Origin of the sequence: Brevundimonas sp. (genome assembly GCF_046299595.1) — a bacterium.
Lineage (GTDB): Bacteria > Pseudomonadota > Alphaproteobacteria > Caulobacterales > Caulobacteraceae > Brevundimonas.
The window spans coordinates 928,984-950,877 of the sequence record NZ_JBKBHQ010000001.1; the positions used below are offsets into that span (position 1 = coordinate 928,984).

20 protein-coding genes are annotated in these 21,894 nt (G+C 69.3%); 9 read left to right on the top strand and 11 right to left on the bottom strand.

The window, feature by feature from the left end; genetic code table 11:
• Nucleotides 1-107: 107 nt before the first annotated feature.
• Genes ACK4E3_RS04685 through ACK4E3_RS04695 form a run of 3 tightly spaced genes read left to right on the top strand, consistent with a single transcriptional unit; the run spans nt 108 to nt 4,557 of the window.
• Complete coding sequence (locus ACK4E3_RS04685) at nt 108-803, top strand: chromosomal replication initiator DnaA (RefSeq protein ID WP_409697053.1); 696 nt, start codon at nt 108-110, stop codon at nt 801-803.
• A 39-nt stretch (nt 804-842) separates the two neighbouring features.
• Nucleotides 843-3,056, top strand: coding sequence for an RNA degradosome polyphosphate kinase (locus ACK4E3_RS04690; protein WP_409697056.1), 2,214 nt, complete (start codon nt 843-845; stop codon nt 3,054-3,056).
• Complete coding sequence (locus ACK4E3_RS04695) at nt 3,046-4,557, top strand: Ppx/GppA family phosphatase (protein WP_409697059.1); 1,512 nt, start codon at nt 3,046-3,048, stop codon at nt 4,555-4,557. The genes ACK4E3_RS04690 and ACK4E3_RS04695 overlap by 11 nt, the downstream gene beginning before the upstream one ends.
• Here ACK4E3_RS04695 and rnd read toward each other — a convergent pair.
• Entirely contained in the window at nt 4,554-5,705 is a 1,152-nt protein-coding gene (gene rnd, locus ACK4E3_RS04700) for a ribonuclease D (RefSeq protein ID WP_409697062.1), read from the bottom strand. The two genes, ACK4E3_RS04695 and rnd, sit on opposite strands and share 4 nt — an antisense overlap.
• 80 nt (nt 5,706-5,785) lie before the next feature.
• On the opposite strand from rnd, the gene purM reads away from it, so the two are divergent.
• On the top strand, nt 5,786-6,814 hold the full coding sequence (gene purM / locus ACK4E3_RS04705; protein WP_409697064.1) for a phosphoribosylformylglycinamidine cyclo-ligase: 1,029 nt from the start codon (nt 5,786-5,788) through the stop codon (nt 6,812-6,814).
• Nucleotides 6,811-7,398: a phosphoribosylglycinamide formyltransferase gene (gene purN / locus ACK4E3_RS04710; protein WP_409697067.1), complete on the top strand. Its 588-nt coding sequence runs from the start codon at nt 6,811-6,813 to the stop codon at nt 7,396-7,398. The genes purM and purN overlap by 4 nt, the downstream gene beginning before the upstream one ends.
• 66 nt (nt 7,399-7,464) lie before the next feature.
• On the opposite strand, the gene ndk is transcribed toward purN, so the two are convergent.
• A complete protein-coding gene (ndk, locus tag ACK4E3_RS04715; RefSeq protein ID WP_409697070.1) occupies nt 7,465-7,884 on the bottom strand; it encodes a nucleoside-diphosphate kinase in 420 nt (139 codons plus the stop codon).
• Nucleotides 7,885-7,982: 98 nt separating this feature from the next.
• On the opposite strand from ndk, the gene ACK4E3_RS04720 reads away from it, so the two are divergent.
• Nucleotides 7,983-9,896 carry an ABC-F family ATP-binding cassette domain-containing protein gene (locus ACK4E3_RS04720; protein WP_409697073.1) on the top strand — a complete coding sequence of 638 codons (1,914 nt, stop codon included), beginning with the start codon at nt 7,983-7,985 and terminating at the stop codon, nt 9,894-9,896.
• A 7-nt stretch (nt 9,897-9,903) separates the two neighbouring features.
• On the opposite strand, the gene ACK4E3_RS04725 is transcribed toward ACK4E3_RS04720, so the two are convergent.
• The 3 genes from ACK4E3_RS04725 to ACK4E3_RS04735 form a co-directional block, all read right to left on the bottom strand.
• A complete protein-coding gene (locus tag ACK4E3_RS04725; protein WP_409697076.1) occupies nt 9,904-10,683 on the bottom strand; it encodes an NYN domain-containing protein in 780 nt (259 codons plus the stop codon).
• Between the two features lie 73 nt (nt 10,684-10,756).
• Nucleotides 10,757-12,529, bottom strand: a complete 1,773-nt coding sequence (argS, locus tag ACK4E3_RS04730) for an arginine--tRNA ligase (protein ID WP_409697079.1) — start codon at nt 12,527-12,529, stop codon at nt 10,757-10,759.
• A complete protein-coding gene (locus tag ACK4E3_RS04735; protein ID WP_409697082.1) occupies nt 12,526-13,194 on the bottom strand; it encodes a Tat pathway signal sequence domain protein in 669 nt (222 codons plus the stop codon). Before ACK4E3_RS04735 ends, argS begins: the two co-directional genes overlap by 4 nt.
• Nucleotides 13,195-13,421: 227 nt before the next feature.
• Here ACK4E3_RS04735 and ispH point away from each other — a divergent pair, with 227 nt between their 5' ends.
• Nucleotides 13,422-14,423 carry a 4-hydroxy-3-methylbut-2-enyl diphosphate reductase gene (gene ispH / locus ACK4E3_RS04740; RefSeq protein ID WP_409701076.1) on the top strand — a complete coding sequence of 334 codons (1,002 nt, stop codon included), beginning with the start codon at nt 13,422-13,424 and terminating at the stop codon, nt 14,421-14,423.
• Here the strand turns inward: ispH and scpB are convergent.
• The 5 genes from scpB to ACK4E3_RS04765 all read right to left on the bottom strand — a co-directional run bounded on the left by scpB (nt 14,414) and on the right by ACK4E3_RS04765 (nt 19,071).
• A complete protein-coding gene (scpB, locus tag ACK4E3_RS04745; protein WP_409697085.1) occupies nt 14,414-15,148 on the bottom strand; it encodes an SMC-Scp complex subunit ScpB in 735 nt (244 codons plus the stop codon). The two genes, ispH and scpB, sit on opposite strands and share 10 nt — an antisense overlap.
• Nucleotides 15,145-15,972: a segregation and condensation protein A gene (locus ACK4E3_RS04750; protein WP_409697088.1), complete on the bottom strand. Its 828-nt coding sequence runs from the start codon at nt 15,970-15,972 to the stop codon at nt 15,145-15,147. Before ACK4E3_RS04750 ends, scpB begins: the two co-directional genes overlap by 4 nt.
• On the bottom strand, nt 15,969-17,030 hold the full coding sequence (nagZ, locus tag ACK4E3_RS04755; RefSeq protein ID WP_409697091.1) for a beta-N-acetylhexosaminidase: 1,062 nt from the start codon (nt 17,028-17,030) through the stop codon (nt 15,969-15,971). Before nagZ ends, ACK4E3_RS04750 begins: the two co-directional genes overlap by 4 nt.
• A 7-nt stretch (nt 17,031-17,037) precedes the next feature.
• Nucleotides 17,038-17,784, bottom strand: coding sequence for an SPOR domain-containing protein (locus tag ACK4E3_RS04760; protein ID WP_409697094.1), 747 nt, complete (start codon nt 17,782-17,784; stop codon nt 17,038-17,040).
• A 96-nt stretch (nt 17,785-17,880) separates the two neighbouring features.
• The gene (locus tag ACK4E3_RS04765; RefSeq protein WP_409697097.1) at nt 17,881-19,071 is read right to left on the bottom strand and encodes a deoxyguanosinetriphosphate triphosphohydrolase; all 1,191 of its coding nucleotides are present in this window, start codon (nt 19,069-19,071) and stop codon (nt 17,881-17,883) included.
• Between the two features lie 108 nt (nt 19,072-19,179).
• Between ACK4E3_RS04765 and ACK4E3_RS04770 the strand changes: the two genes are divergently transcribed.
• Both ACK4E3_RS04770 and ACK4E3_RS04775 read left to right on the top strand, forming a co-directional pair.
• Nucleotides 19,180-19,515: a HesB/IscA family protein gene (locus ACK4E3_RS04770; RefSeq protein ID WP_409697100.1), complete on the top strand. Its 336-nt coding sequence runs from the start codon at nt 19,180-19,182 to the stop codon at nt 19,513-19,515.
• Between the two features lie 30 nt (nt 19,516-19,545).
• A complete protein-coding gene (locus tag ACK4E3_RS04775) occupies nt 19,546-20,484 on the top strand; it encodes an alpha/beta hydrolase (protein ID WP_409697103.1) in 939 nt (312 codons plus the stop codon).
• Here the strand turns inward: ACK4E3_RS04775 and ACK4E3_RS04780 are convergent.
• On the bottom strand, nt 20,481-21,809 hold the full coding sequence (locus ACK4E3_RS04780) for a dihydroorotase (protein ID WP_409697106.1): 1,329 nt from the start codon (nt 21,807-21,809) through the stop codon (nt 20,481-20,483). The genes ACK4E3_RS04775 and ACK4E3_RS04780 overlap by 4 nt on opposite strands.
• Nucleotides 21,810-21,894 lie beyond the last annotated feature (85 nt).

The window sequence follows — 21,894 nt, forward strand, 5'->3', positions numbered from 1 at the left end:
TCAAGTGAGCCGCAAGCCCTGTCCGTCCACAGGAGCGCGCCCTTCATCCCCCGCCCGCGCCGGGCTCTGCCTTGGGGGCTGGCGGCCCGCTCTGCTAGAGCAGGGCCATGCCCGCCGGTGCGCCGCCCTCTCCTGCCCTGTTCCAGCCTCGCCTGCCCCTCGAGGCCAGTGTGCGCGAGGAACACGACGGCCTCGTGGTCTCGGACTGCAACCGCGCGGCGCTGGAGGCGCTGGACGGCTTTCCCGGAGCGGCGCAGCGCGTGCTGGCCCTGATCGGGCCTGCGGGATCGGGCAAGAGCCATCTGGCGCGCGTGTGGGCAAGAAGGGTTGGCGCTCGCACCCTCGATCCGGCCACCATGGCGGCGGGCGATCAGGCGCCCGATCACGTGCCTCTGGTGCTGGAACAGGCCGAAAGCTTCGAGGCCGAGGCCCTGTTCCACCTGTTCAACCGCGCCGAGATCGAGCAGCAGCCCCTGCTGCTGGTCAGCCGCACCAGCCCGGATCAGTGGCTGTTCGCCCTGCCCGACCTGCGCTCGCGCCTGCTGGCCGTTCGCATGGTGCGCATCCGCGAGCCCGACGAGACGGTGCTGGAGGCCATGCTGGTGCGCGCCTTTGCCCGGCGCGGCATCCTGCCTCCGCCCGACCTGATCCCCTACATGCTGCGGCGCATGGAGCGTTCGGGAGCGGCCGTGAGCGCCCTGGTCGACCAGCTCTACGAGGCTCCCGGCGAGGTGACGCGGCGCAGTGCGGCGCGCCTGCTCGACCATCTTTGCGAAGAAGAAACCGCCGATCTGTTTGACTGAAGCCTTGCGGCCCACGGGGCCATGGGGGAAGAACAGGGCATGACCGACGCCGCCATTGCCGATCCGCGAACGGGCGAGAGCGTGCCCTCGTCGCGGGCGCAGAAGCTGGTGCTCGACGAGGCGCTGGCCGCGTCGCCCGAGCGCTTCTTCAATCGCGAGCTGTCGTGGCTGGCCTTCAACGCGCGCGTGCTTGAGGAGGCCCAGAACAACGCCCATCCCCTGCTGGAGCGGCTGCGCTTCCTGTCGATCTCGGCCAGCAACCTCGACGAGTTCTACATGGTGCGCGTGGCCGGGCTGAAGGGTCAGGTGCGCGAGGGCGTGCACAAGCTCAGCCAGGACGGCCTCTCGCCCGCCGAGGCGCTGGAAAAGGTCAATACCGCCGCCAATGCCCTGATGATCGAGCAGCAGAAGCGCTGGCGCCAGATGCGCCGCGAGCTGGCCTCGGCGGGCATCGAGGTGGTCGACGCCGCGCGCGTCACCAAGACCGAGCGTGAGCGGCTGGAGCCGGAGTTCCTCGGCCAGCTCTTTGCCGTGCTCACGCCCATGGCCATCGACCCGGCGCACCCGTTCCCGTTCCTGCCGAACCTGGGTTTCTCGCTGGCGCTCAAGCTGCGCCGCCCGCGCGATCAGCGCAGCTTCTACGCCCTGGTGCCCGTGCCAACCCAGGTGCGGCGCTTCTGGGAGCTGCCCACCGATGGCCGCTCGGCCAAGGGCCGCCGCCGCTTCGTGACGCTGGAGAGCATGCTGCTTTTGTTCATCGACCACCTCTTTCCGGGGTGCGAGATCGAACAGCAGGGCGTGCTGCGCCTGATCCGCGATTCCGACATCGAGATCGAGGAGGAGGCCGAGGATCTGGTGCGCGAGTTCGAGCAGCTGCTGAAACAGCGGCGCCTCGGCTCGGTGGTGCGCGTCAAGATCGAGGCGTCCATGCCCGAGGAGCTGCGCGCCTTCATGGTGCGTGAGCTGGATGCCTCGCCCCAGGATGTGATCCTGATCGACGGCATGCTCGGGCTGGCCCAGCTCTCGGAGCTGATCCCCGACGACCGGTCCGACCTGAAGTTCAGGCCCTTCGACGCCCGCTTTCCCGAGCGCATCCGCGATCACAACGGCGACTGTTTCGCGGCCATCCGCGAGAAGGACATCCTGGTCCATCACCCCTTCGAGAGCTTCGATGTGGTGGTGCAGTTCCTCAGGCAGGCCGCGCGCGATCCCAATGTGCTGGCCATCAAGCAGACGCTCTATCGCACCTCCAAGAACAGCCCGATCATCGCCGCCCTGATCGAGGCGGCCGAGAACGGCAAGAACGTCACCGCCCTGATCGAGATCAAGGCGCGCTTCGACGAGGAGGCGAACCTGAAATGGGCCCGCGATCTGGAGCGGGCGGGCGTGCACGTCGTGTTCGGCTTCGTCGAGTACAAGACCCACGCCAAGCTCAGCGTGGTGGTGCGGCGCGAGGGCGAGGGGCTAAAGACCTACTGCCACTTCGGCACCGGCAACTATCATCCGGTGACGGCGCGCATCTATACCGACCTGTCGCTGTTCTCGACCGACGAGACGCTGGGGCGCGATGCGCTGAAGATCTTCAACTATATCACCGGCTATGCCCAGCCCGAGCGGCTGGAGCGCATCCTGGTCTCGCCCATCGAGATGAAGAGCCGCATCCTGGCCCTGATCGATCGCGAGATCGCCGCCGCCGCCAGGGGCAGGCCCGCCGCCATCTGGGCCAAGATGAACGCCCTCGTCGATCCCCAGGTCATCGACGCCCTCTATCGCGCCAGCCAGTCGGGCGTGCGGATCGACCTTGTGATCCGGGGCATCTGCTGCCTGAGACCCGGCGTGCCCGGCCTGTCCGAGAACATCCGCGTCAAGTCCGTGGTCGGGCGCTTTCTGGAGCACAGCCGCATCGTGTGCTTCGCCAACGGCCACGACCTGCCCAACGAGCGCGCCCTGGTGTTCATATCCTCGGCGGACTGGATGCCGCGCAACCTCGACCGGCGCGTCGAGACCATGGTGCCGGTGCTCAATGCCACGGTTCATCGCCAGGTGCTCAATCAGATCATGGTCGCCAACCTCAAGGACGACGTGCAGAGCTGGACCCTGCAACCGGACGGCACCTATCAGCGCGTCAGGAGCGCCAGCGGCGCGCGCGCCTTCTCGGCCCACGACTATTTCATGACCAACCCCAGCCTCTCGGGGCGGGGCCGCAAGGTCAAGACCCTGCCGCGCGCGCTCAGGTTCGACCGTGGCCGATAGCGCCGCCCTGCTACCGCGGCGCGACGTGGCCGTCATCGACATCGGCTCGAACTCGGTGCGCCTGGTGCTGTACCGGTGCGAGGGGCGCGCGGTCTGGACCCTGTTCAACGAGAAGGTGCTGGCCGGGCTGGGGCGCGATCTCGGCACCACCGGCGCCCTGTCGCCCGAGGGGCGCGATCTGGCCCTGTCGGCCCTGCGACGCTTTCGCGCCGTGCTCGATGCCATCGGGCCGGACCAGATCGAGGTGGTCGCCACCGCCGCCATGCGCGATGGCAGCGACGCGCCCGATTTCGCCCGCACCATCACCGACCAGACCGGCTTTCAGGTGCGCGTGCTCAGCGGCGAGCAGGAGGGCCGCTATGCCGCGCTCGGAGCGCTGGCAGGCAGTCCGCTCGCCAGCGGACTGGTGGCCGACATGGGCGGATCGAGCCTGGAACTGATCGAGGCGCACGGCGCGCCGGGCCGGGCCATCACCCTGCCGCTGGGTGCCTTTGCCCTGATGGGGCCCAAGGGCTTCGATGCGGCGCGCACGCGCAAGCTGGTTCGCCAGAGACTGAAGGGCAGCGCGTTCAGCGCGCCCGACGCCACATTGCTGGCCGTGGGCGGAAGCTGGCGCAGCCTGGCGCTGCTGCACATGCAGATGTGCGACTATCCCCTGCGCATCGTCCATCAGTATGCCATCTCCGCGCGCGAGGCCCGCAGCGTGATCGAGCTGCTGGAGCGCCAGTCCGGCCCGTCGCTGGAGCGCATTCCGGGCCTGTCGAAAAAGCGTATCGAGACCCTGCCCTATGCGGCCATGGTGCTGGAGGGGCTGATCGAACGGTTCGATCTGAAGCGCGTCACCTTCTCGGCCTGGGGCCTGCGTGAGGGCGTGCTGTTCGAGGCCCTGGGCGAGCCCTCGCGCGAGGTGGACCCGCTGATCGCCGGATCGCTGGCGCTGGGCACGCGCGCAGGGCTGACGCCGGGTCTGCCCGATGCGCTGCGCCGCTGGCTGATGCCGCTGATGAACGCCCTGCCCCCGGCCCTTGGCGACAGCGAACTGGCCGTGGCGCGCGAGCGCACCCTGGTCCACGCCGCCTGTGCCCTGGCGGATGTGGGCGCGGGCTTTCACCCCGACCACCGCGCCGATCTGGCCTTCGAGCAGGTGCTGCGCGCGCCCGTGCCCGGCCAGACCCATCAGGAGCGCGCCTTTCTCGCCCTCGCCATCCATGCACGCTATTCCAGCAGCCCCCCGCCCGCCCCGGAACTGGTCGAGCGTCTGCTGGACGAGGAGGTGCGCCAGCGCGCGCGCGCGCTGGGTCAGGCGCTGCGGCTGGGCTGTGATCTGTCGGGGCGCGCCACGACCTTGCTTGAACAGAGCCGCCTGAGCGCCGAGGACGGCCTGCTGATCCTGTCGGTGAATCACGCCTGGCGCGCCCTGCTGATGGGCGAGCAGACGGCCAAGCGCGCCCAGGCGCTGGCCACGACGCTGGGCCTCGATCTGGTCCTGAACGGAACCTAGCTCTCGATCTCGACCACTTCGACGCGCGCGCCCGACAGCACCAGGGCGATCTCGCCGCGCTTGAGCTTGAGCGCATCCTCGCCGAACACCTGCCTGCGCCAGCCGCTGAGTGCCTCGACCGCCGCCTCGTCATCCAGCGCGATCTTTTCCAGATCCGAGACCGTGGCGATCAGCTTGGCCGCCACGCCCGCGTGCTCGGACTTGGCCTTGAGCAGAACCTTGAGCAGCTCGACCACCGAGGGCGGTGCCGGCTGGCCGGGCAGCTGGCGCTCGACCCTGGGCGCGTGGGCCTCGGGATCCTTCAGGACCGCGCGCAACTCCGACACCAGATCGGTGCCAAGGCGCGAGGCGCCAAAGCCCTTGGGCACCGAGCGCAGACGGTCGAAGGCCTCGGCGTCCTGGGGCGTCTGGGTGGCGATCTCATCGATGGCGTCATCCTTGAGGATGCGCCCGCGCGGCTGGTCGCGCTCCTGCGCCATGCGCTCGCGCCAGCGTGCCGTCGCCTTGAAGGCGGCCAGATACTTCGGCGAGAACTTCTTGGGCTTGAGCCGCTTCCACGCGTCCTCGGGATCGGTGTTGTAGAGCGCCGGATCGGTCAGGGCGGTCATTTCCTGTGCCACCCATGCAAGGCGGCCGTCACGCTCGAGGCGCGCGCGCAGCTTCGGATAGAGAGCCGCCAGATGGGTCACGTCGCCAAGGGCGTACTCGATCTGGGCCTGGGAGAGCGGACGGCGCGACCAGTCGGTGAAGCGGCTGCCCTTGTCCACACTCAGCTTGAGCATCTGGCGCACCAGGGCGTCATAGCTGACCTGCTCGCCAAAGCCCGCCGCCATGGCCGCGACCTGGGTGTCGAAGATCGGCGCAGGCATGGCGTTCAGCCGGTTGAAGATCTCGATGTCCTGGCGCGCGGCATGAAACACCTTGGTGATGTTCGGATCGCGCAGCAGCTTGAGGAACGGCTCGAGGTCCAGACCCTCGGCCAGCGGGTCGATGGCCCCGTGGACATCGCTGCTTGCGGCCTGGATCAGGCACAGCTTGGGCCAGTAGGTCGTCTCGCGCATGAACTCGGTGTCCACCGCGATGAACGGGGCCGACGCGAGCGCATCACAGAAGGCGACAAGCGCGTCGTTCGTGGTAATGGGCTTCATGCGCTAGCTATAGCCCCGCCCATGCCCGCCGTGGCAAGAGCACGGGCGCAACTTTGTGATTCCAGATCAGGGCCATTGCCATGTCCAAGAGCGAAAACGGGCTCACCTATGCCGCAGCGGGCGTGGACATCGACGCGGGCGAGGCCCTCGTCAGCGCCATCAAGCCGCTGGCCGCACGCACCCGGCGCCCCGGCGCCACGCCTGCGCTGGGCGGCTTCGGTGCCCTGTTCGACCTGAAGGCCGCGGGCTTTGACGATCCGCTGATCGTGACCACCACCGACGGTGTCGGCACCAAGCTGAAAATCGCCATCGAGACCGGCCGCCACGAGACCGTGGGCATCGATCTGGTCGCCATGTGCGTCAACGACCTGCTGGCCCAGGGGGCCGAGCCGCTGCTGTTCCTCGACTACTACGCCACCGGCAGGCTGGACGTGGCAGCCGCCACCAGCATCATCGGCGGCATCGCCGAGGGCTGCCTTCAGGCCGGCTGCGCGCTGGTGGGCGGCGAGACGGCCGAGATGCCCGGCCTCTACGAGGGCGAGGACTATGATCTGGCGGGCTTTTCGCTGGGCGCGGTCGAGCGCGGGCACGCCCTGCCGCGCCTCGATCTGCAGAATACCGGCGACGTCATCATCGCCCTGGCCAGCTCCGGCCCGCACGCCAACGGCTTTTCGCTGATCCGCAAGGTGGTCGAGGTCTCCGGCCTCGACTGGTCCGACCCTGCGCCCTTCTGCGACACGCGCACCCTGGCCGAAGCCCTGATGGAGCCCACGCGCATCTATGTGAAGTCGGTGCTCCCGCTCATGCAGGCGGGGCTGGTCAAGGGCGCGGCCCACATCACCGGCGGAGGGCTGATCGAAAACCCGCCCCGCGCCATCGCCGAGCACCTGCGCGCGCGCTTCGACTGGCAGTCATGGCCCCTGCCGCCGGTGTTCCGCTGGCTGGCCGAGACCGGGAACATCAGCGATGGCGAGATGCGTCGCACCTTCAACTGCGGCATCGGCTTCATCCTGATCGTGTCGCCCGACAATGCCGAGCCCGTGCTGGCCAGCCTGCTGAACGCCGGTGAGGTCGCCTTCGTGTGCGGGGCTCTGGAGGCGCGGGCGTGACGGCTGTGCCGGTCGCGTGCCTGATCTCGGGCACCGGCTCGAACATGGCGGCCCTGATCGGGGCGAGCGCGGCGCACGACTGTCCCTATCGCATCGCCCTGGTGATCTCGAACCGGCCCGATGCGCGCGGCCTTTCCACCGCCAGCGCTGCGGGCGTGCCGACGCTGGCCATCGATCAGCGCGACTTCGGCAAGGACCGCGAGGCCCATGAGCGCGCCATCCACGCGGCCCTGCGAGATCACGACATCGAGGTGGTGGCGCTGGCAGGCTACATGCGCGTGCTCACGCCCTGGCTGGTGGGCCGCTGGCAGGGGCGTATGGTCAACATCCATCCCTCGCTGCTGCCGAAATATCCGGGCCTCGACACCCATGCGCGTGCGCTTGCCGCGGGCGACACCGAGGCGGGCTGCACCGTTCATCTTGTCACCGAGGGCGTGGACGAGGGCCCCGTGCTGGGCCAGTCGCGCGTGCCGGTCCTGCCCGGCGATACGCCAGAGGAGCTGGCGAAAAGGGTGCTGGCCGCCGAGCACCGGCTCTATCCCGATACCCTGGCGCGCTTCGTGCGCGAAATGCCCCGCCCCTGAAGAAACGGCCCCGGATCGCTCCGGGGCCGCCAGTATGTGAACCTCGTATCTGAACCTCGCGGGCAATCAGCCGACGATGTCGTCCTCGCTGAAGAACTGGGCGATCTCGAGGGCCGCGTTCTCGGCGCTGTCCGAGCCATGGACCGAGTTCTCGCCGACGTTGCGGGCGAACAGCTTGCGGATGGTGCCGTCAGCGGCCTGCTCGGGGTTGGTGGCGCCCATGACCTCGCGGTAGCGCGCCACGGCGTTCTCGCCCTCGAGCACCTGAACGACCACGGGGCCGGAGGTCATGAACTCGACCAGCTCGCCATAGAAGGGGCGCTCGGCGTGCACCTCATAGAACTTCTTGGCCTGGGCCTCGCTCATGCGAATGCGGCGCTGGGCGACGATGCGAAGGCCCGCCTCCTCGATCACGGCGTTGATCTTGCCGGTCAGGTTGCGCTCGGTGGCGTCGGGCTTGATGATGGAAAAGGTGCGCTCGGTCATGCTTGCGTCACAGCCATGTCTGGAGGTTTGAAGGTCGCGGGCTTATAGCGGCGTCCTCACGCCACGCCAACCCGCCACAGAGCCGATTTCCCCCGCCCATGCTCCAGATACGCGACCTGACCTTCGATGCCTGGGGGCGACGCTTCCTCGATCAGGCGAGCGTGAGCCTGCCTGCGGGCACCAAGGCGGCGCTGGTGGGTCGCAACGGCGTGGGCAAATCGACCCTGTTCCGCCTGATCCTGGGCGAATACAGCCCCGGCGAGGGCCGCATCGACATGCCGCGCGGCTGGCGCATCGCCTCGGTGGATCAGGAGATCGCCGCCTCGCCCACCCTGCTGATCGAGGCGGTGCTGGCCATCGATACGCGCCGCGCGCGACTGATGGCCGAACTGGACACCGCACCGCCCGAGCGCCTGGGCGAGCTGCACGCCGAGCTGGCGGCCATCGGCTCGGACCGGGCCCCCTCGCGCGCCGCCGAGATCCTGATCGGGCTAGGCTTCTCGCAGGACGACCTGGAGCGCCCCATCTCGGATTTTTCGGGCGGATGGCGGATGCGCGCGGCCCTCGCCGGTGCCCTGCTGGCCGAGCCGGACCTGCTGCTGCTGGACGAGCCGACCAACTATCTGGATCTGGAGGGCGCCCTGTGGCTGGAGGCGCGCCTGAAGCGCTATCCCAACGCCGCCCTCATCATCAGCCACGACCGCGACCTGCTGAACCATGCCGCCCAGATGGTCGTTCACCTGACCGATGCGCGCCTCGATCTCTATTCGGGCAACTACGACAGCTTCGAGGCCCAGCGTGCCGAGCGCCTGCGCCTTCAGGCCGCCCACGCCGCACGCCAGGATCAGGAGCGGCGCAAACTGCAGGCCTTCGTGGACCGCTTCCGCGCCAAGGCCAGCAAGGCCACCCAGGCCCAGTCGCGCCTGAAGCGCCTTGCCAAGCTCCAGCCCGCCGCCGTCGAGAGCGAGGGCGGCGTCGCCCCCTTCATCCTGCCTTCGCCCGAGCGCAAGCTGGCCCCGCCGATCGTGCGCATGGAAGGCGTCAGCGTGGGCTATGGCGAGCGGGCGGTGCTGAAGCGGCTGTCGCTGCGCATAGACACCGATGACCGCATCGGCCTGCTGGGCGTGAACGGGGCGGGCAAGTCCACCTTTGCGCGGCTGCTGGCCGACGATCTCAAGATCATGGCGGGCGACCTGCACCGCGACACGCGCCTGGAGGTCGGCTGGTTCCACCAGCACCAGATCGAGGCCATGGACCCCGCCGACACGCCCGTGCAGATCATGCGCCGGCTGATGCCCGATGCGCCCGATGCGCGCGTGCGCGCAAGGCTGGGCAGTTTCGGCTTTGACGTCTCGCGCGCCGAGACCAAGGTGGCGGACCTGTCGGGAGGCGAGCGCGCGCGCCTGCTGCTCAACACCGTGGCCATGAAGGCCCCCCACCTGCTGATCCTCGACGAACCGACCAACCACCTCGACATCGACAGCCGCCGCGCCCTGCTCGAAGCGCTGAACGACTATGACGGCGCAGTGCTGCTCATCAGCCACGACCGCTCGCTGATCGAGCTGGTGGCCGACCGCCTGTGGCTGGCGCACGAGGGCACCATCGCGCCTTTCGAGGGCGACATGGAGGACTATGCAAAGCTGGTGCTCGATCGCGCGCGCCAGAGCCGGCGCGAGGCGCGCTCGGTCGATGACACAGGCAGCGCGCCCGACCCCAGCGCCTCGTTAAGTGCCAAAGATCAGCGGCGCGCCGCCGCCGAGGCCCGCGCGCGCCTCGGCCCGCTGAAAAAGGCCATGGAGGGCGCCGACCGCAAGCTTGCCGCCGCGAGCGACGCCCTGCGCGAGGTGGAGCACGCCCTTGGCCAGCCGGGGCTCGATGCCGCGCAGATGGCCGATCTGGCCCGCCGCCACGGCCAGCACAAGGCCGCCATCGAGGCGCTGGAGCTTGAGTGGATGAGCGCCGCCGAGGCCTATGAGCAGGCCGCAGCCGCCGAGCCCGCGCTGAAGGCCTGATCCGGCCTCAGCCGTTCGAGACCACCAGCTTGAGGTGGCCCTTCTCGACCAGGGTGGGCAGGTCCATGTTCCAGCCCTCGGGACGGTCGACGATGCCGCCGATGGTGCGCACCTGATCGGGCAGCTGGCTGTTGACCAGCATCTCGACTTCGGTATGGGCCTGAAAGTCCGCCCAGCTCAGCAGCGCCTTGTTGTGATAGCGCCCCGGCGGCGAGACCAGCACCAGTTCCTTTTCGGGAAAGCGCTCCTTCACATAGCGCAGGGTGGCGGCATGATCGCCGTCGGAGGTCATCAGATAGGCCACGTCATAGCGGTTCAGCCACGCATCATCGATCATGGCCAGCGCCAGATTGACATCGCCCTGCTTCTCGGTGGCCACGCTCCACTCGTGCCCGCAGGCCTCGCAGGTCTCGGGGTGGACGACATAGTGGCCCATCAGGGCGCGCACGCCCGTAGCCTCCAGCGCGCGCCTATAGGTCTGGTGGCGTTCCTGCTGCTCGGGCGAGGTGGGGCGCATGGCGCTGGCCCAGGTCACGCGGGCGATCTTCTGGCCGCGCGGGGCAAGCTGGCGCGCCAGCGATTGCAGGTCCAGCCAGCGCAGCTCGGGCACGCCCATGTCCTTGAGCGCGTGAAACAGGTTGAACCCGTCCACATAGAGCGCGGCGCGCCGCTTGAAGAAGGGCCGCTGAAAGCCGTCGCGCTTCAGTTCGGGCACATCGGCGGACAGCCGCCCGTAAGCGCCGCGAGCCCTGCGCCTGGACCCTGATTTGGCCCCAGATATGGCCATGATCTTCCCACCCCGAACGCCACCCAGGGCCGAAACATAACCTCGAAGCGTTCGGGAGTCCGTGTCGCGGGCGCTACATGCCCTCGGGCGATTCGATGCCCAGAAGATCGAGCGCGCAAAGAAGCTGGCCCAGGGTGGCCTCGCTGAGCGCCAGACGCGAGGCCCGCACACGGCCTTGCGCGCCCATCACCGGACAGGCGGCATAGAAGCGTGAAAATGTCTGGGCGAGGCGATAGGCGTGCTCGGCCAGGACATGAGGCGCGCGCTTGTCATAGGCCTCCTCCACCGCGCCCGCGAAGGCATCGAGCGCCAAAACCAGTTCGCGCTCCAGCGGAGCCTCGATGGCGATCTCGCCCGCGCTGACGCCCTCGTCAGCCGCCTTGCGCAGGATCGAGCGGATGCGCACGGCCTGATAGAGCAGATAGGGGCCGGTCTTGCCCTCGAAGCTGGTGAAGCGGTCGAGGTCGAACACATAGGAGGTGCCGCGCCAGTTGCTGAGATCGGCGAACTTCAGCGCCGCCACCGCCACCTTGATGGCGATGTCCTCGAAGGCGGCCTCGTCCACGCCCTCGCCCAGCTCGGCCTCGCGCAGACGCTCGCGCGCCTTTTCCAGCGTCATGTCGATAAGGTCGGCCAGCTTGAGCACCCCGCCCTCGCGGGTCTTGAACGGCTTGCCGTCCGTGCCGTTCATGGTGCCGAACCCGATGTGCTCCAGCTGATCGAGAGGGGCATAGCCCGCCAGGTCCGCCGCGCGGAACACCTGTTCGAAATGGTCGCTCTGGCGCTGGTCGACCACATAGAGCATCAGATCGGGATCCTGCTCGCGCCGGCGCATCAGGATGGTGGCCAGATCCGTGGTGCCATACATGGCCGAGCCCTCGGACGAGACGACCAGCAGGGGCGGCAGCTCGCGCCGGTCGCCCTCGCGCGCCACGCGCACGATGCGCGCGCCCTGATCCTCGACCAGCAGGCCCCTGGCTTCGAGATCCTCGACCATCTCGGGGATCAGGGGATCGGCGTCCGACTCCCCATTCCACAGGTCGAAACTGACCCGCAAGGTCGCATAGTCGCGCTCCAGCGCCGCGCGGCTGACGCTGACGAAGTGTCGCCACAGGGCGCGATAGCCCTCGTGACCCGCCTGAAGCCGGGCCGTTGTGCGCCGGGCTTCGTCGCGAAAGGCCTCGTCGCTCCTGGCGCGGGCAGCGGCCTGCGGATAGAGGCGCTCCAGATCGGCGAGACTGACCGGGCTCTGGGCCGGATAGTCACTGGCACCCGCCTGCATGAAGGGCGCAGCAGCACCGGCGAGCTGATCGTCCTGACCGACCGCCAGGATCAGCAGGCCCATCTGAAAGCCCCAGTCGCCGAAGTGGGCATCGCCCCAGACCTGATCGCCCCTCAGCCGAAAGAGCCGCTTCAGGCTCTCGCCGATGATCGCCGAGCGCAGGTGGCCCACGTGCATGGGCTTGGCCACGTTCGGCCCGCCGTAGTCGATCACCACACGCCGGGGCGAGGCGACGGGCGCGGCGCCATAAAGGGTCTTGTCGGCGGCAATCTCGCTGGCACGCGCGGCCAGGGCATCAGCGGACGCTATGAGATTGATGAAGCCCGGCCCGGCCACCTCGACGCCCTGCAACAGGGGGTGGCCTTGCAGGCGCGCCGCAACGCGCCCGGCCAGATCGCGCGGATTGGCCTTGAGGGCCTTGGCGGCAGCAAGGGCGCCATTGCTCTGGAAGTCTGCCAGATCGGGCCGGTCGGACGCGGTGACGCGCGCCAGGGCCGGGTCCACGCCTTCGGCCGCGAAGGCGGCGGCCACCGCTTCGCCAAGGGCGGATTTCAGCTCGCTCATGGCTGGCCGGCGTTCTGTCCGGCGTTGATGGTGAAGCGGCTGCCGGTGCGGTTGAACTCGGCCATGTCCTCGGTCACGTCGAAGCCGATCAGGATTTCGAAGTTCGAGCCGCTGGTGGTGATGTCCGCGCGCGGGATGGTCAGGCCGCGGATTTCCTCGGTGACGAACACGCGGTCGGCCCCGGCGGGGAAGGTCACGGGCAGGTCGAAGTATTCCTTGGCCAGAATGGCGTTGTTGCGCTCGGTCACGGCGATCCAGTAGCGATAGGTGCGCTGGCTGCCCTGGGCCTGGGGACCACGGCCGAGGTGGAACAGGATGTTGATGTCCACGCTGATCGGATCAGCGCCGCGATAGGTGCAGGCCGAGGACAGGCCCTCGATCTCGCCCGAGTTCACCACCGCCGTCGAGGACGGCTGCGCCCCGCCGAAATCGATGTAGCGGGCCGCATCGTAGAGAATCTTCACATAGGGGCACGGACCGGCATTGGGGCGGCCGCGCAGCGGTGCGAGGCGCGGCGTCCACTCGTCGTTCTGGCGTCCCTGCTGACCGGCGGAGCCGTCGTCCTGCGGCGCGCGCTGACCGGGACGGCTCTGGGCCGAAAGCTCGGTGGGCACGAGGCTGGCCGCGAGCAGGGCCGCCAGGAGAGGAGCAAGAGCGCGACGCATGGACATTTCCGCGAGAAGGGCCTGAAGGATAGCCTGAACAAGCCTTGGCAATCGATGATGATGACAGCGCTGCCCCCGAACAGGTCAGCCTGACCGGCGCCCACGACGCTGATCGCGAGCACATTTTCCGGTGATAGCGGCTAAAGCATGACGCCGCAATGCGCTCACGCCGCCCTGCGACCCCGGCAGAGATGGCCAAGCGCGCCCGCAATCGCTACATCGCCCCTATGGACAGATCGCCGCCCGCCCCCCCAGCGACCTCCTTGCCCGGAACGAGGCCCGAGCCCACGGGTCAGCGCCTGAGCGTGCGCCTCGCCACGCCGCGCGGTTTCTGCGCCGGGGTCGACCGGGCCATCCAGATCGTCGAGCGCGCCATCGAGAAATACGGCGCGCCGGTCTATGTGCGCCACGAGATCGTGCACAACCGCCATGTGGTCGAGCGTCTGGCGGCGCTGGGTGCCGTGTTCGTCGAGGAGCTGGACGAGTGCCCCGATGACCGCCCCGTGGTGTTCTCGGCCCACGGCGTGCCCAAGGCCGTGCCTGCCGAGGCGCGCGCGCGCCAGCTCTTCTTTCTCGATGCCACCTGCCCGCTGGTGTCCAAGGTCCACATCGAGGCCGAGCGCCATCATGCCGCCGGGCGCGAGATCGTGCTGATCGGCCACAGTGGCCACCCCGAGGTGATCGGCACCATGGGCCAGCTGCCCGACGGCTCCATCACCCTGATCGAGACGGTCGAGGATGCCGAGCGTTTCACCCCGCGCGATCCGGACAAGCTGGCCTATGTGACCCAGACGACCCTGTCGCTGGATGACACTGCCGCCATCGTGCGCACGCTCAAGGCCCGCTTTCCCGCCCTGCCCGATCCGCACAAGGAAGACATCTGCTACGCCACCACCAACCGTCAGGAGGCCGTCAAGCGTCTGGCCGAGGTCAGCGATCTGGTGCTGGTGGTGGGCTCGCCCAACTCCTCCAACTCGGTGCGCCTCGTCGAGGTGGCCCTGCGCGCCGGTGCGCGCGATGCCCGCCTTGTCGATGACGCCTCACAGGTGGACTGGTCGTGGTTCGAGGGCGTCGAGCGCGTGGGCATCACCGCCGGGGCCTCGGCGCCCGAACAGCTCATCACGGGGCTGATCGAGGCCATCAGCGCGCGCTTCGATGCCCGCGTGATCGAGGATGACGGCGAGCGCGAGACGGTCAGCTTCAAGCTGCCGCGCGTGCTTCAGTCCTGACGCTCCTGCGCACCGACGAAATCCTGGGCGAACTCGGGCGCATCGTCCTCGATGGGGTCTTCCTCCTCGCCATCGCCCCCGCGGGCCGGATTGGGCACCTCGAAGCCTGCAGGCAGTGACAGGTCGAGCAGGCCCGCCGTCTTCATCTCGGCCGCGCCGGGTAGGTCCATCAGGCTGGCCAGTCCGAAATGCTCGAGGAAATGATCGGTGGTGGCATAGGTCACGGGTCGCCCCGGCGTGCGCCGCCGCCCGCGCAGGCGCACCATGCCCATCTCCAGCAGCAGGTCGAGCGTGCCCTTGCTGATCGATACGCCGCGCACGCTCTCGATCTCGGCGCGCGTGACCGGCTGATGATAGGCGATGATCGAAAGCGTCTCCAGCGCCGCACGCGACAGCCGCCTCGGCTCCTCACGGTGCTCGGTCATCAGGGGCGCGAGGTCTTCGGCGGTGCGAAAGCGCCAGCGCCCCGCCACGCAGTCCAGCACCACGCCCCGCTCTCGATAGCGCGCTTCAAGCCCCGCAAGGGCAGTGTCGAGGTCCGCGCCCTCGGGCAGGCGCTCGGCCAGATCGCGGCGCGACAAGGGACCGGCGGCGGCGAACAGCAGGGCCTCGATCTGGCGCTCGGTCTCCAGCGGGTCGCGCGCGGGCGCGGGCGGGGCAATGGCCGCACCGTCGGCTTGGCCCTGATGATCGTTCAGGTCGTCATGGCTCATGTCGTCGCTCACGGCTTCAGCTCCAGCGGCGGGCCGAACGCGCGGCGGCGCAGATACAGCGTGTCGAAATGGCGGGTCTGGCGCACATCCATGGCCCCTTCCTTGACCAGTTCCAGCCCCGCCGAGAAGGTCGAGGCCACGCGCGAGGCACGGCTGGGGCCGTCACCGGCGAAATCCTCGTCGGGCGCGACGTCATCGAGGGGCGTCCAGTCGGCCAGCTCGGGCAGGCGTTCGCGCAGCCACTGGCGCGCCTCCTCCAGCGCAAAGGCCTCGATGCGCTGGCCCGGTGCATAGTGCCGCTGGGCCTCGCGTCGGCGCTGTCCCACATAGGCGCCCATCAGGTCATAGAGGCTGGCATCGACGCGGTCGGACGGAATGATGACCCGCGCCTCGGGATCGCCGCGGGTGAACACGTCGCGCTTCAGGCGCGGGCGCTGCATCAGGGCATCGGCGGCGCGGCGCATGGCCTCCAGCTTGCGCAGGCGAAAGGCGAGGGCTGCGGCCATCATCTCGGCGGGCGGCTCAGCCCTGTCGGTGCGCTCGGGCCTGGGCAGCAGCAGGCGCGATTTCAGATAGGCCAGCCACGAGGCCATCACCAGGTAGTCCGCCGCCAGCGAGAAGTTGCGCCTGCGCGCCTCCTGCACAAAGGTCAGATACTGCTCGGCCAGCCGCGTGATCGACAGCTTGAGCAGATCGACCTTCTGGGTCCGGGCCAGGGCCAGCAGGACGTGCAGCGGCCCCTCGAAGCCATCCAGATCGACGACGAAGGCCTCGCCCGCCTCTCCGGCCTCGTCGGCGGCGACGAAATCGAGATTGGGCTGAAAGGGCTCGCTCATGCGCGCGCTCCCTCGCTGGCCCGGATGTCCCCAAGCCCGAGATCGGCCATCTCGGCCTCGGCGCCCGCGCGGTCGAAAGCGGCGGCCTCGCCCATGAAGTCCCGCGCCCGCATCGCCCGGCGCAGGGCCTCGCCCTCAAGCTCGGGCGCCGCCTCGGTCACCGCGCGCATCTCGGCCATCAGATCGCGGGCAGGCTCGCCCACCAGCGCCCCGTTGCCGTGCAGCACCACGTCACAGCCCGCCGCAATGGCCCGGCGCGTGCGCTCGGCAAAGCTGCCGCCCAGCGCCTTCATGGACAGGTCGTCGGACATCAGCAGGCCATCGAAGCCGATCGCCTTGCGGATCACCTCAGTGATAATGACCGGCGAGATGGTGGCGCAGCCATTCGCATCAAAGGCGCTGTAGGTGACATGGGCGGTCATGGCCATGCCGGTATCCGCCAGAGCCCGGAAGGGTGCGAAGTCGCGCTCCAGATCCTCACGCCGCGCCTCGACCACGGGCAGCGCCTGATGGCTGTCGACGCGCGCGCGGCCATGGCCGGGAATGTGCTTGATGACCGCCGCGACCCCACCGTCGTGCAGCCCGGTGACGCCAGCGCGCCCGAGAGCGGCCACGGCCTGCGGATCATCACTGAAGGCGCGATCGCCGATGATCTGGTGGGTGTCCGCGCTCAGCACATCGAGGCACGGAGCGCAGTCGGCGTTGATGCCGTGGGATTTCAGATCGTCGGCCAGCAGGCGGTGGTGCAGATAGCTGGCGCGCAGGCCCGCCGCCTCGTCGCGATGATAGAGCGCGCCGATGCGCCCCAGCGCCGGGCGGCGCGGCGCCACGGGCGGGCGCAGGCGCTGGACCCGCCCGCCTTCCTGATCGACGAAGATGGGCGCTCCGGCATCATCGAGCGCCTCGCGGATGTCGCCGCACAGGGCGCGCAGCTGATCGCTGCTGTGCACATTGCGCCCGAACACGATCACACCGAAGGGGCGCGCCTCGCGCAGAAAGCTGCGCTCGTCGGCATCGAGACGCTGGCCCATGACGCCGAGGATGCACGCGCGCGCCATGGTTCTCCTAGCGGACCAGGCACTCACGGCCCGCCGCGCGCAGGGCCTGACAGAAGGCCTGGGCCTCCTCGCGTGAGAAGCCGTTGAAGGTGGTGCGATAGGCCACCGATCCGCCCGAGGTCGTGACCTGCTCGACGCGCTTGGTGCGCCCCGAAGCGAACCGGGGGAAGGCTGCGGCCACCTCGGCATAGGCGCGGTCCGCCGCTTCCTGCGAGCCATAGGCGCCGATCTGGACGGCGCTGGAACCGCCGGCGGGTGCGGAGGGGCTCTGTGCAGGCTGAGGGGCCGGCGTCGGTGCGGGCGTTGGTGTCGGTGCGGGCGTGGGCGCAGGCGTGGGTGCTGGTGCGGGCGTCTGTTCGGCGGGCACGCTCGGACGCGGCTGGGGCACCTCGGCGGGCGGCACGAACTGGGGCTCGGGCGTGGGCGCGAGCGGATCGTCCACATAGACGCTGAGGCCGCGCGCAGGATCGATGGGCGTGGCGTCCTCGGGTGCAGGGGCCTTCAGATCGCCCACCTCGCGCCCGACCACCGGCGGCACGTCGCCCTCGCCGCGGAAACCGGCATTGTAGAACAGCACCACCGCCACGATCAGGATCAGCAGCACCGCCACGCTGGCGATCAGCGTCATGGGCAGGGGGCGGCCCGTGCCTGCGCGGCGCGCATCGAAGCTGCGCCGGTTGAATGCCAGATCGTCGTCGCCGTCGGGGGGCGTGTAGGCGCCGCGATCCGAACCGTTCTGATCGTCAAAGGACATGGGCCAAAACTCTCGCTCTGCCAGCACAGGTCCGGCGCGAATCACCGCGCCGCCTGCCCGATCTTACGCCGCCCCGCGCCCTCGCCCCACTTCCCATCACAGATCGAGTGCAAGGTCGAGGGTGAAAAGCTTGCCGTGCTCCTCGATGGCGTAACGGTCGGTCATGCCCGCGATGTAGTCGCAGACGGTGCGCGCGCGCCGCGCCTCGTCCTGTCCGTCCGCGCGCACCCGCCATTCGGTCGGCAGCACGCCCGGCTCGCTCATGAACAGGGTGAACATCTCCGACAGGATGCGGCGCGCCTGGCTGCGGGTGCGGTTGACGCGGTAGTGGCGGTACATCCGCTCGAACAGGAAGGCGCGCAGGTGGCCAAGATCGCACAGCATGGCTGCCGAGAACTGCACCATCGGCCCTTGCGCGCCGCGCACGTCCTCGGGCGATGCGACCCCTGCGGCTTCGAGGCGCGCGCGCGTCTCGGCCAGCACGTCCTCGATCATGGCTCCGATCATGCGCCGCACCGCTTCCAGCCGCACCATGCGCTCGTCCACATTGGGCCAGTCGCGGCGCGTCTCGAACAGGATCGGCCCGATCAGGGGCACGTCGCGCAGGTCGCTCAGGGTGAACAGGCCCGCCTGCACCCCGTCGTCCACGTCGTGATTGTTGTAGGCGATGTCGTCGGCGATGGCGGCGATCTGGGCCTCCAGCGAGGCAAAGGTATCGAGGCGCAGGTCCCAGCGCGTGCCCGTCTCGTCCTCGCCATAGTCGGCAATGGCGCGCCACGCCGGATCGTCCAGCCGGTGCGCCACCGGGCCGTTGTGCTTGATGATGCCCTCCAGCGTCTCCCACGTCAGATTGAGCCCGTCGAAGGCCGGATAGCGCTCCTCCAGCCGCGTCACCACGCGAAAGGTCTGGATGTTGTGGTCGAAGCCGCCGAACGGCTCCATGCAGCGCTGAAGCTCGTCCTCGCCCGCGTGGCCGAAGGGCGGGTGGCCCAGGTCGTGGGCCAGGGCGATGGTCTCGGCGAGGTCGGCATCCACGCGCAGGGCATGGGCCAGCGAGCGGGCGATCTGGGCCACCTCCAGCGTATGGGTCAGGCGCGTGCGGTAGTGGTCGCCCTCGTGGGCCACGAAAACCTGGGTCTTTTCCTTCAGGCGGCGAAAGGCGGTGCAGTGGATGATGCGGTCCCGGTCGCGCGCAAAGGCCGTGCGCGTGCGCGAGGCCGCTTCGGGGAAAAGCCGCCCGCGGCTGTGCTCGGGATTCTCGGACCAGACTTCACGCTCGCTCGCCACGCCCAACTCCTCAAACCCGCCACAGGTGAAGCTGCGGGCGTCGGGAAACTGCGGCCTTTGCACCGTCAGGGCTTTTCCGCGCGCCCGCCTCGCCTCATATAGGGGCCTGTGAGCCAGGTCCATGACATTACCCTGACGCCCGAGGGCGCTGCGCGCCTCAAGGCCCTGTCGCAGGCCGAGGGCCGCGAGCGCGTGCTGCGCGTGGCGGTCGACGGGGGCGGCTGTTCGGGCTTTCAGTATCGCTTCGAGCTGATCGACGCGCCCGACGGCGACGATCTGGTCATTGCCCGCGACGGGAGCCGCATCGCCGTCGATCCCGTCTCGGTGCCCTTTCTCAAGGGCTCGGAAGTGACCTTCGTCGATGAGCTGATCGGGGCGCAGTTCGTGGTTCGCAACCCCAACGCCGTCTCAAGCTGCGGCTGCGGGGTCAGTTTCGCACTCTAGGGGCGGCCGAGGCCGCCGGGAGACATCTTCATGCTCAGCGCGCTCGTCCTTGGCCTGCTGCTCCAGTCGCCTCCGGCATCGGAGGCCATTGTGCTGCCTGCCGAGCCCGCGCCGCTCCACGGCACCTTGCTCAGCGGCGAGGGCGAGCGCGCCGTGGCCGTCATCCTGCCTGGCTCCGGCCCGACCGACCGGGACGGCAACAACGCCATGGGCGTTCAGGCGGGCACCTATCGCCTGCTGGCCGAAGGGCTTGCCGGGCACGGCATCACCACCTTGCGCGCCGACAAGCGCGGCGTGGGCGAGAGTGCGGCGGCGGCCGTCTCGGAGGAAAGCCTGCGCTTTGAAACCTACAGCGATGATGCGCGCGCATGGGTGTCGCATCTGGTGGCGCACACGGGCCGGCCTTGCGTCTGGCTGATCGGGCACAGCGAGGGCGCGCTGGTCGCCCAGGTCGCCGCGGTGGACAATCCCGAAGTCTGCGGGCTGGTGCTGCTGGCCGGTGCCGGGCGCCCCGCCCACAGGGTCATCCATGAACAGCTGAGCACCCTGCCGCCCTTGATGCGCGAGCCGGCGCAGGCCGGGCTGGAGGCCCTGGCGCGCGGCGAGACCGTCGCCCCCATCCCCGGGCTGGGCGCCCTGTTCCGCCCGTCCGTCCAGCCCTATCTGATCTCGTGGTTCCGTTACGATCCGGCCGAGCTGGCGCGCGCGTGGACCGGCCCGCTGCTGGTCGTATCGGCCACCCATGACATTCAGGTGCCGCCCGCCGACGCCGATGCCCTGATGGCGGCCCAGCCTGCGGCCACGCGCCTTGACCTGATCGGCGCGAACCATGTGCTGAAGGATGCGCCCGAGGACCGCGCCGGCAATCTGGCGGTCTATCTGGATGCCGACGCACCGCTCAGCGAGGGTCTGGTCGAGGGCGTCGCCACCTTCATCCTCGCCCCGCGCCAGGGCACTTCACAGCCCTAGAGGGTCTCCATAAAGCGCACTGGCTCGCCCAGAGGCTGGCCCTGCAAGGCATCCTCGCGCATGACGATGTGCCCGCGCACCACCGTCATGACCGGCCAGCCGCGCGCCTCGAAGCCGTCAAACGGGGTCCAGCCCGCCCGCGTGGCCATCTGGTCGTGGGTGAGGGTGCGGCGCGCCTTCAGGTCCACGATGGTCAGGTCCGCGTCATAGCCCACCGCAAGGCGTCCCTTGCGCGCCGTGCCGAACACCCGCTGGGCACCGCCGGAGGTCAGGTCGATGAAGCGCTCCAGCGTCATGCGCCCCTCGGCCACATGGGTCAGCATGACCGGCACCAGGGTCTGCACGCCCGGCATCCCCGAGGGCGAGGCCGGATAGGGCCGGGCCTTTTCCTCAAGCGTGTGCGGCGCATGGTCAGAGCCCAGCACATCGACGATGCCCTGCGCGATTCCCTCCCACAGCCCGGCCACGTGGCGCGCCTCGCGGATCGGCGGGTTCATCTGGGCGAGGCCCTTGAGGCGCTCATAGGCTTCGGGTGCCGTCAGGGTCAGGTGCTGGGGCGTGACCTCGACGGTGGCCACGTCCTTGTTCTCACCCAGCAGGGCGATCTCCTCGGCGGTCGTGACGTGCAGCACATGGATGCGGCGGCCCAGCTCGCGCGCCAGCGCCAGCAGCCGCGTGGTGCACAACAGGGCGGACTCGCCGTCGCGCACCTCCGGGTGGCTGGTCCAGTCGCCCGTGCGCGCCAGCGAGCGGCGCTCGGCCAGGCGGTACTCGTCCTCGGAGTGGAATGTGGCGCGCCGCCGGGTGGCCTTCAGCACCTCGCGCACGCCCGGATCATCGGCCACCAGCAGCGAGCCGGTGGACGCGCCCATGAACACCTTGACCCCGCAACAGCCCGGCAGGGCCTCCAGTTCGGTCAGTTCGCGCGCATTCTCGTGGGTGCCGCCCACATAGAAGGCGTGATCGGTCCACATCCGCCCTTTGGCGCGCGCCAGCTTGTCGGCCAGGGCGTCCGCGGTGGTGGTGGTCGGCTCGGTATTGGGCATTTCGAACACGGCAACCACGCCGCCCAGAGCCGCCGCGCGCGAGCCGGTCTCGAGATCTTCCTTCCACTCCAGCCCCGGCTCGCGAAAGTGCACCTGGGTGTCGATCACGCCGGGCAGGATGGTCAGGCCGGTCGCATCGACCACTTCGCCGCCATCTGCCCCTGAAAGATCGCCGATGCGCGCGATCCTGCCGCCCGTGATGCCTATGTCGGCGCGCCCGCGCCCCGCATGGCTGGCCACCTCGCCGCCGCGAAAGATCAGATCATAGGTCTGGGTCATGGCGCCTTTGCCCGCTCGCTTGATAACGCGCGCACCCTAGACCAAGGCCTGAAGTCTCTCCACGCCGATCAGGCGGGCGAAGGGG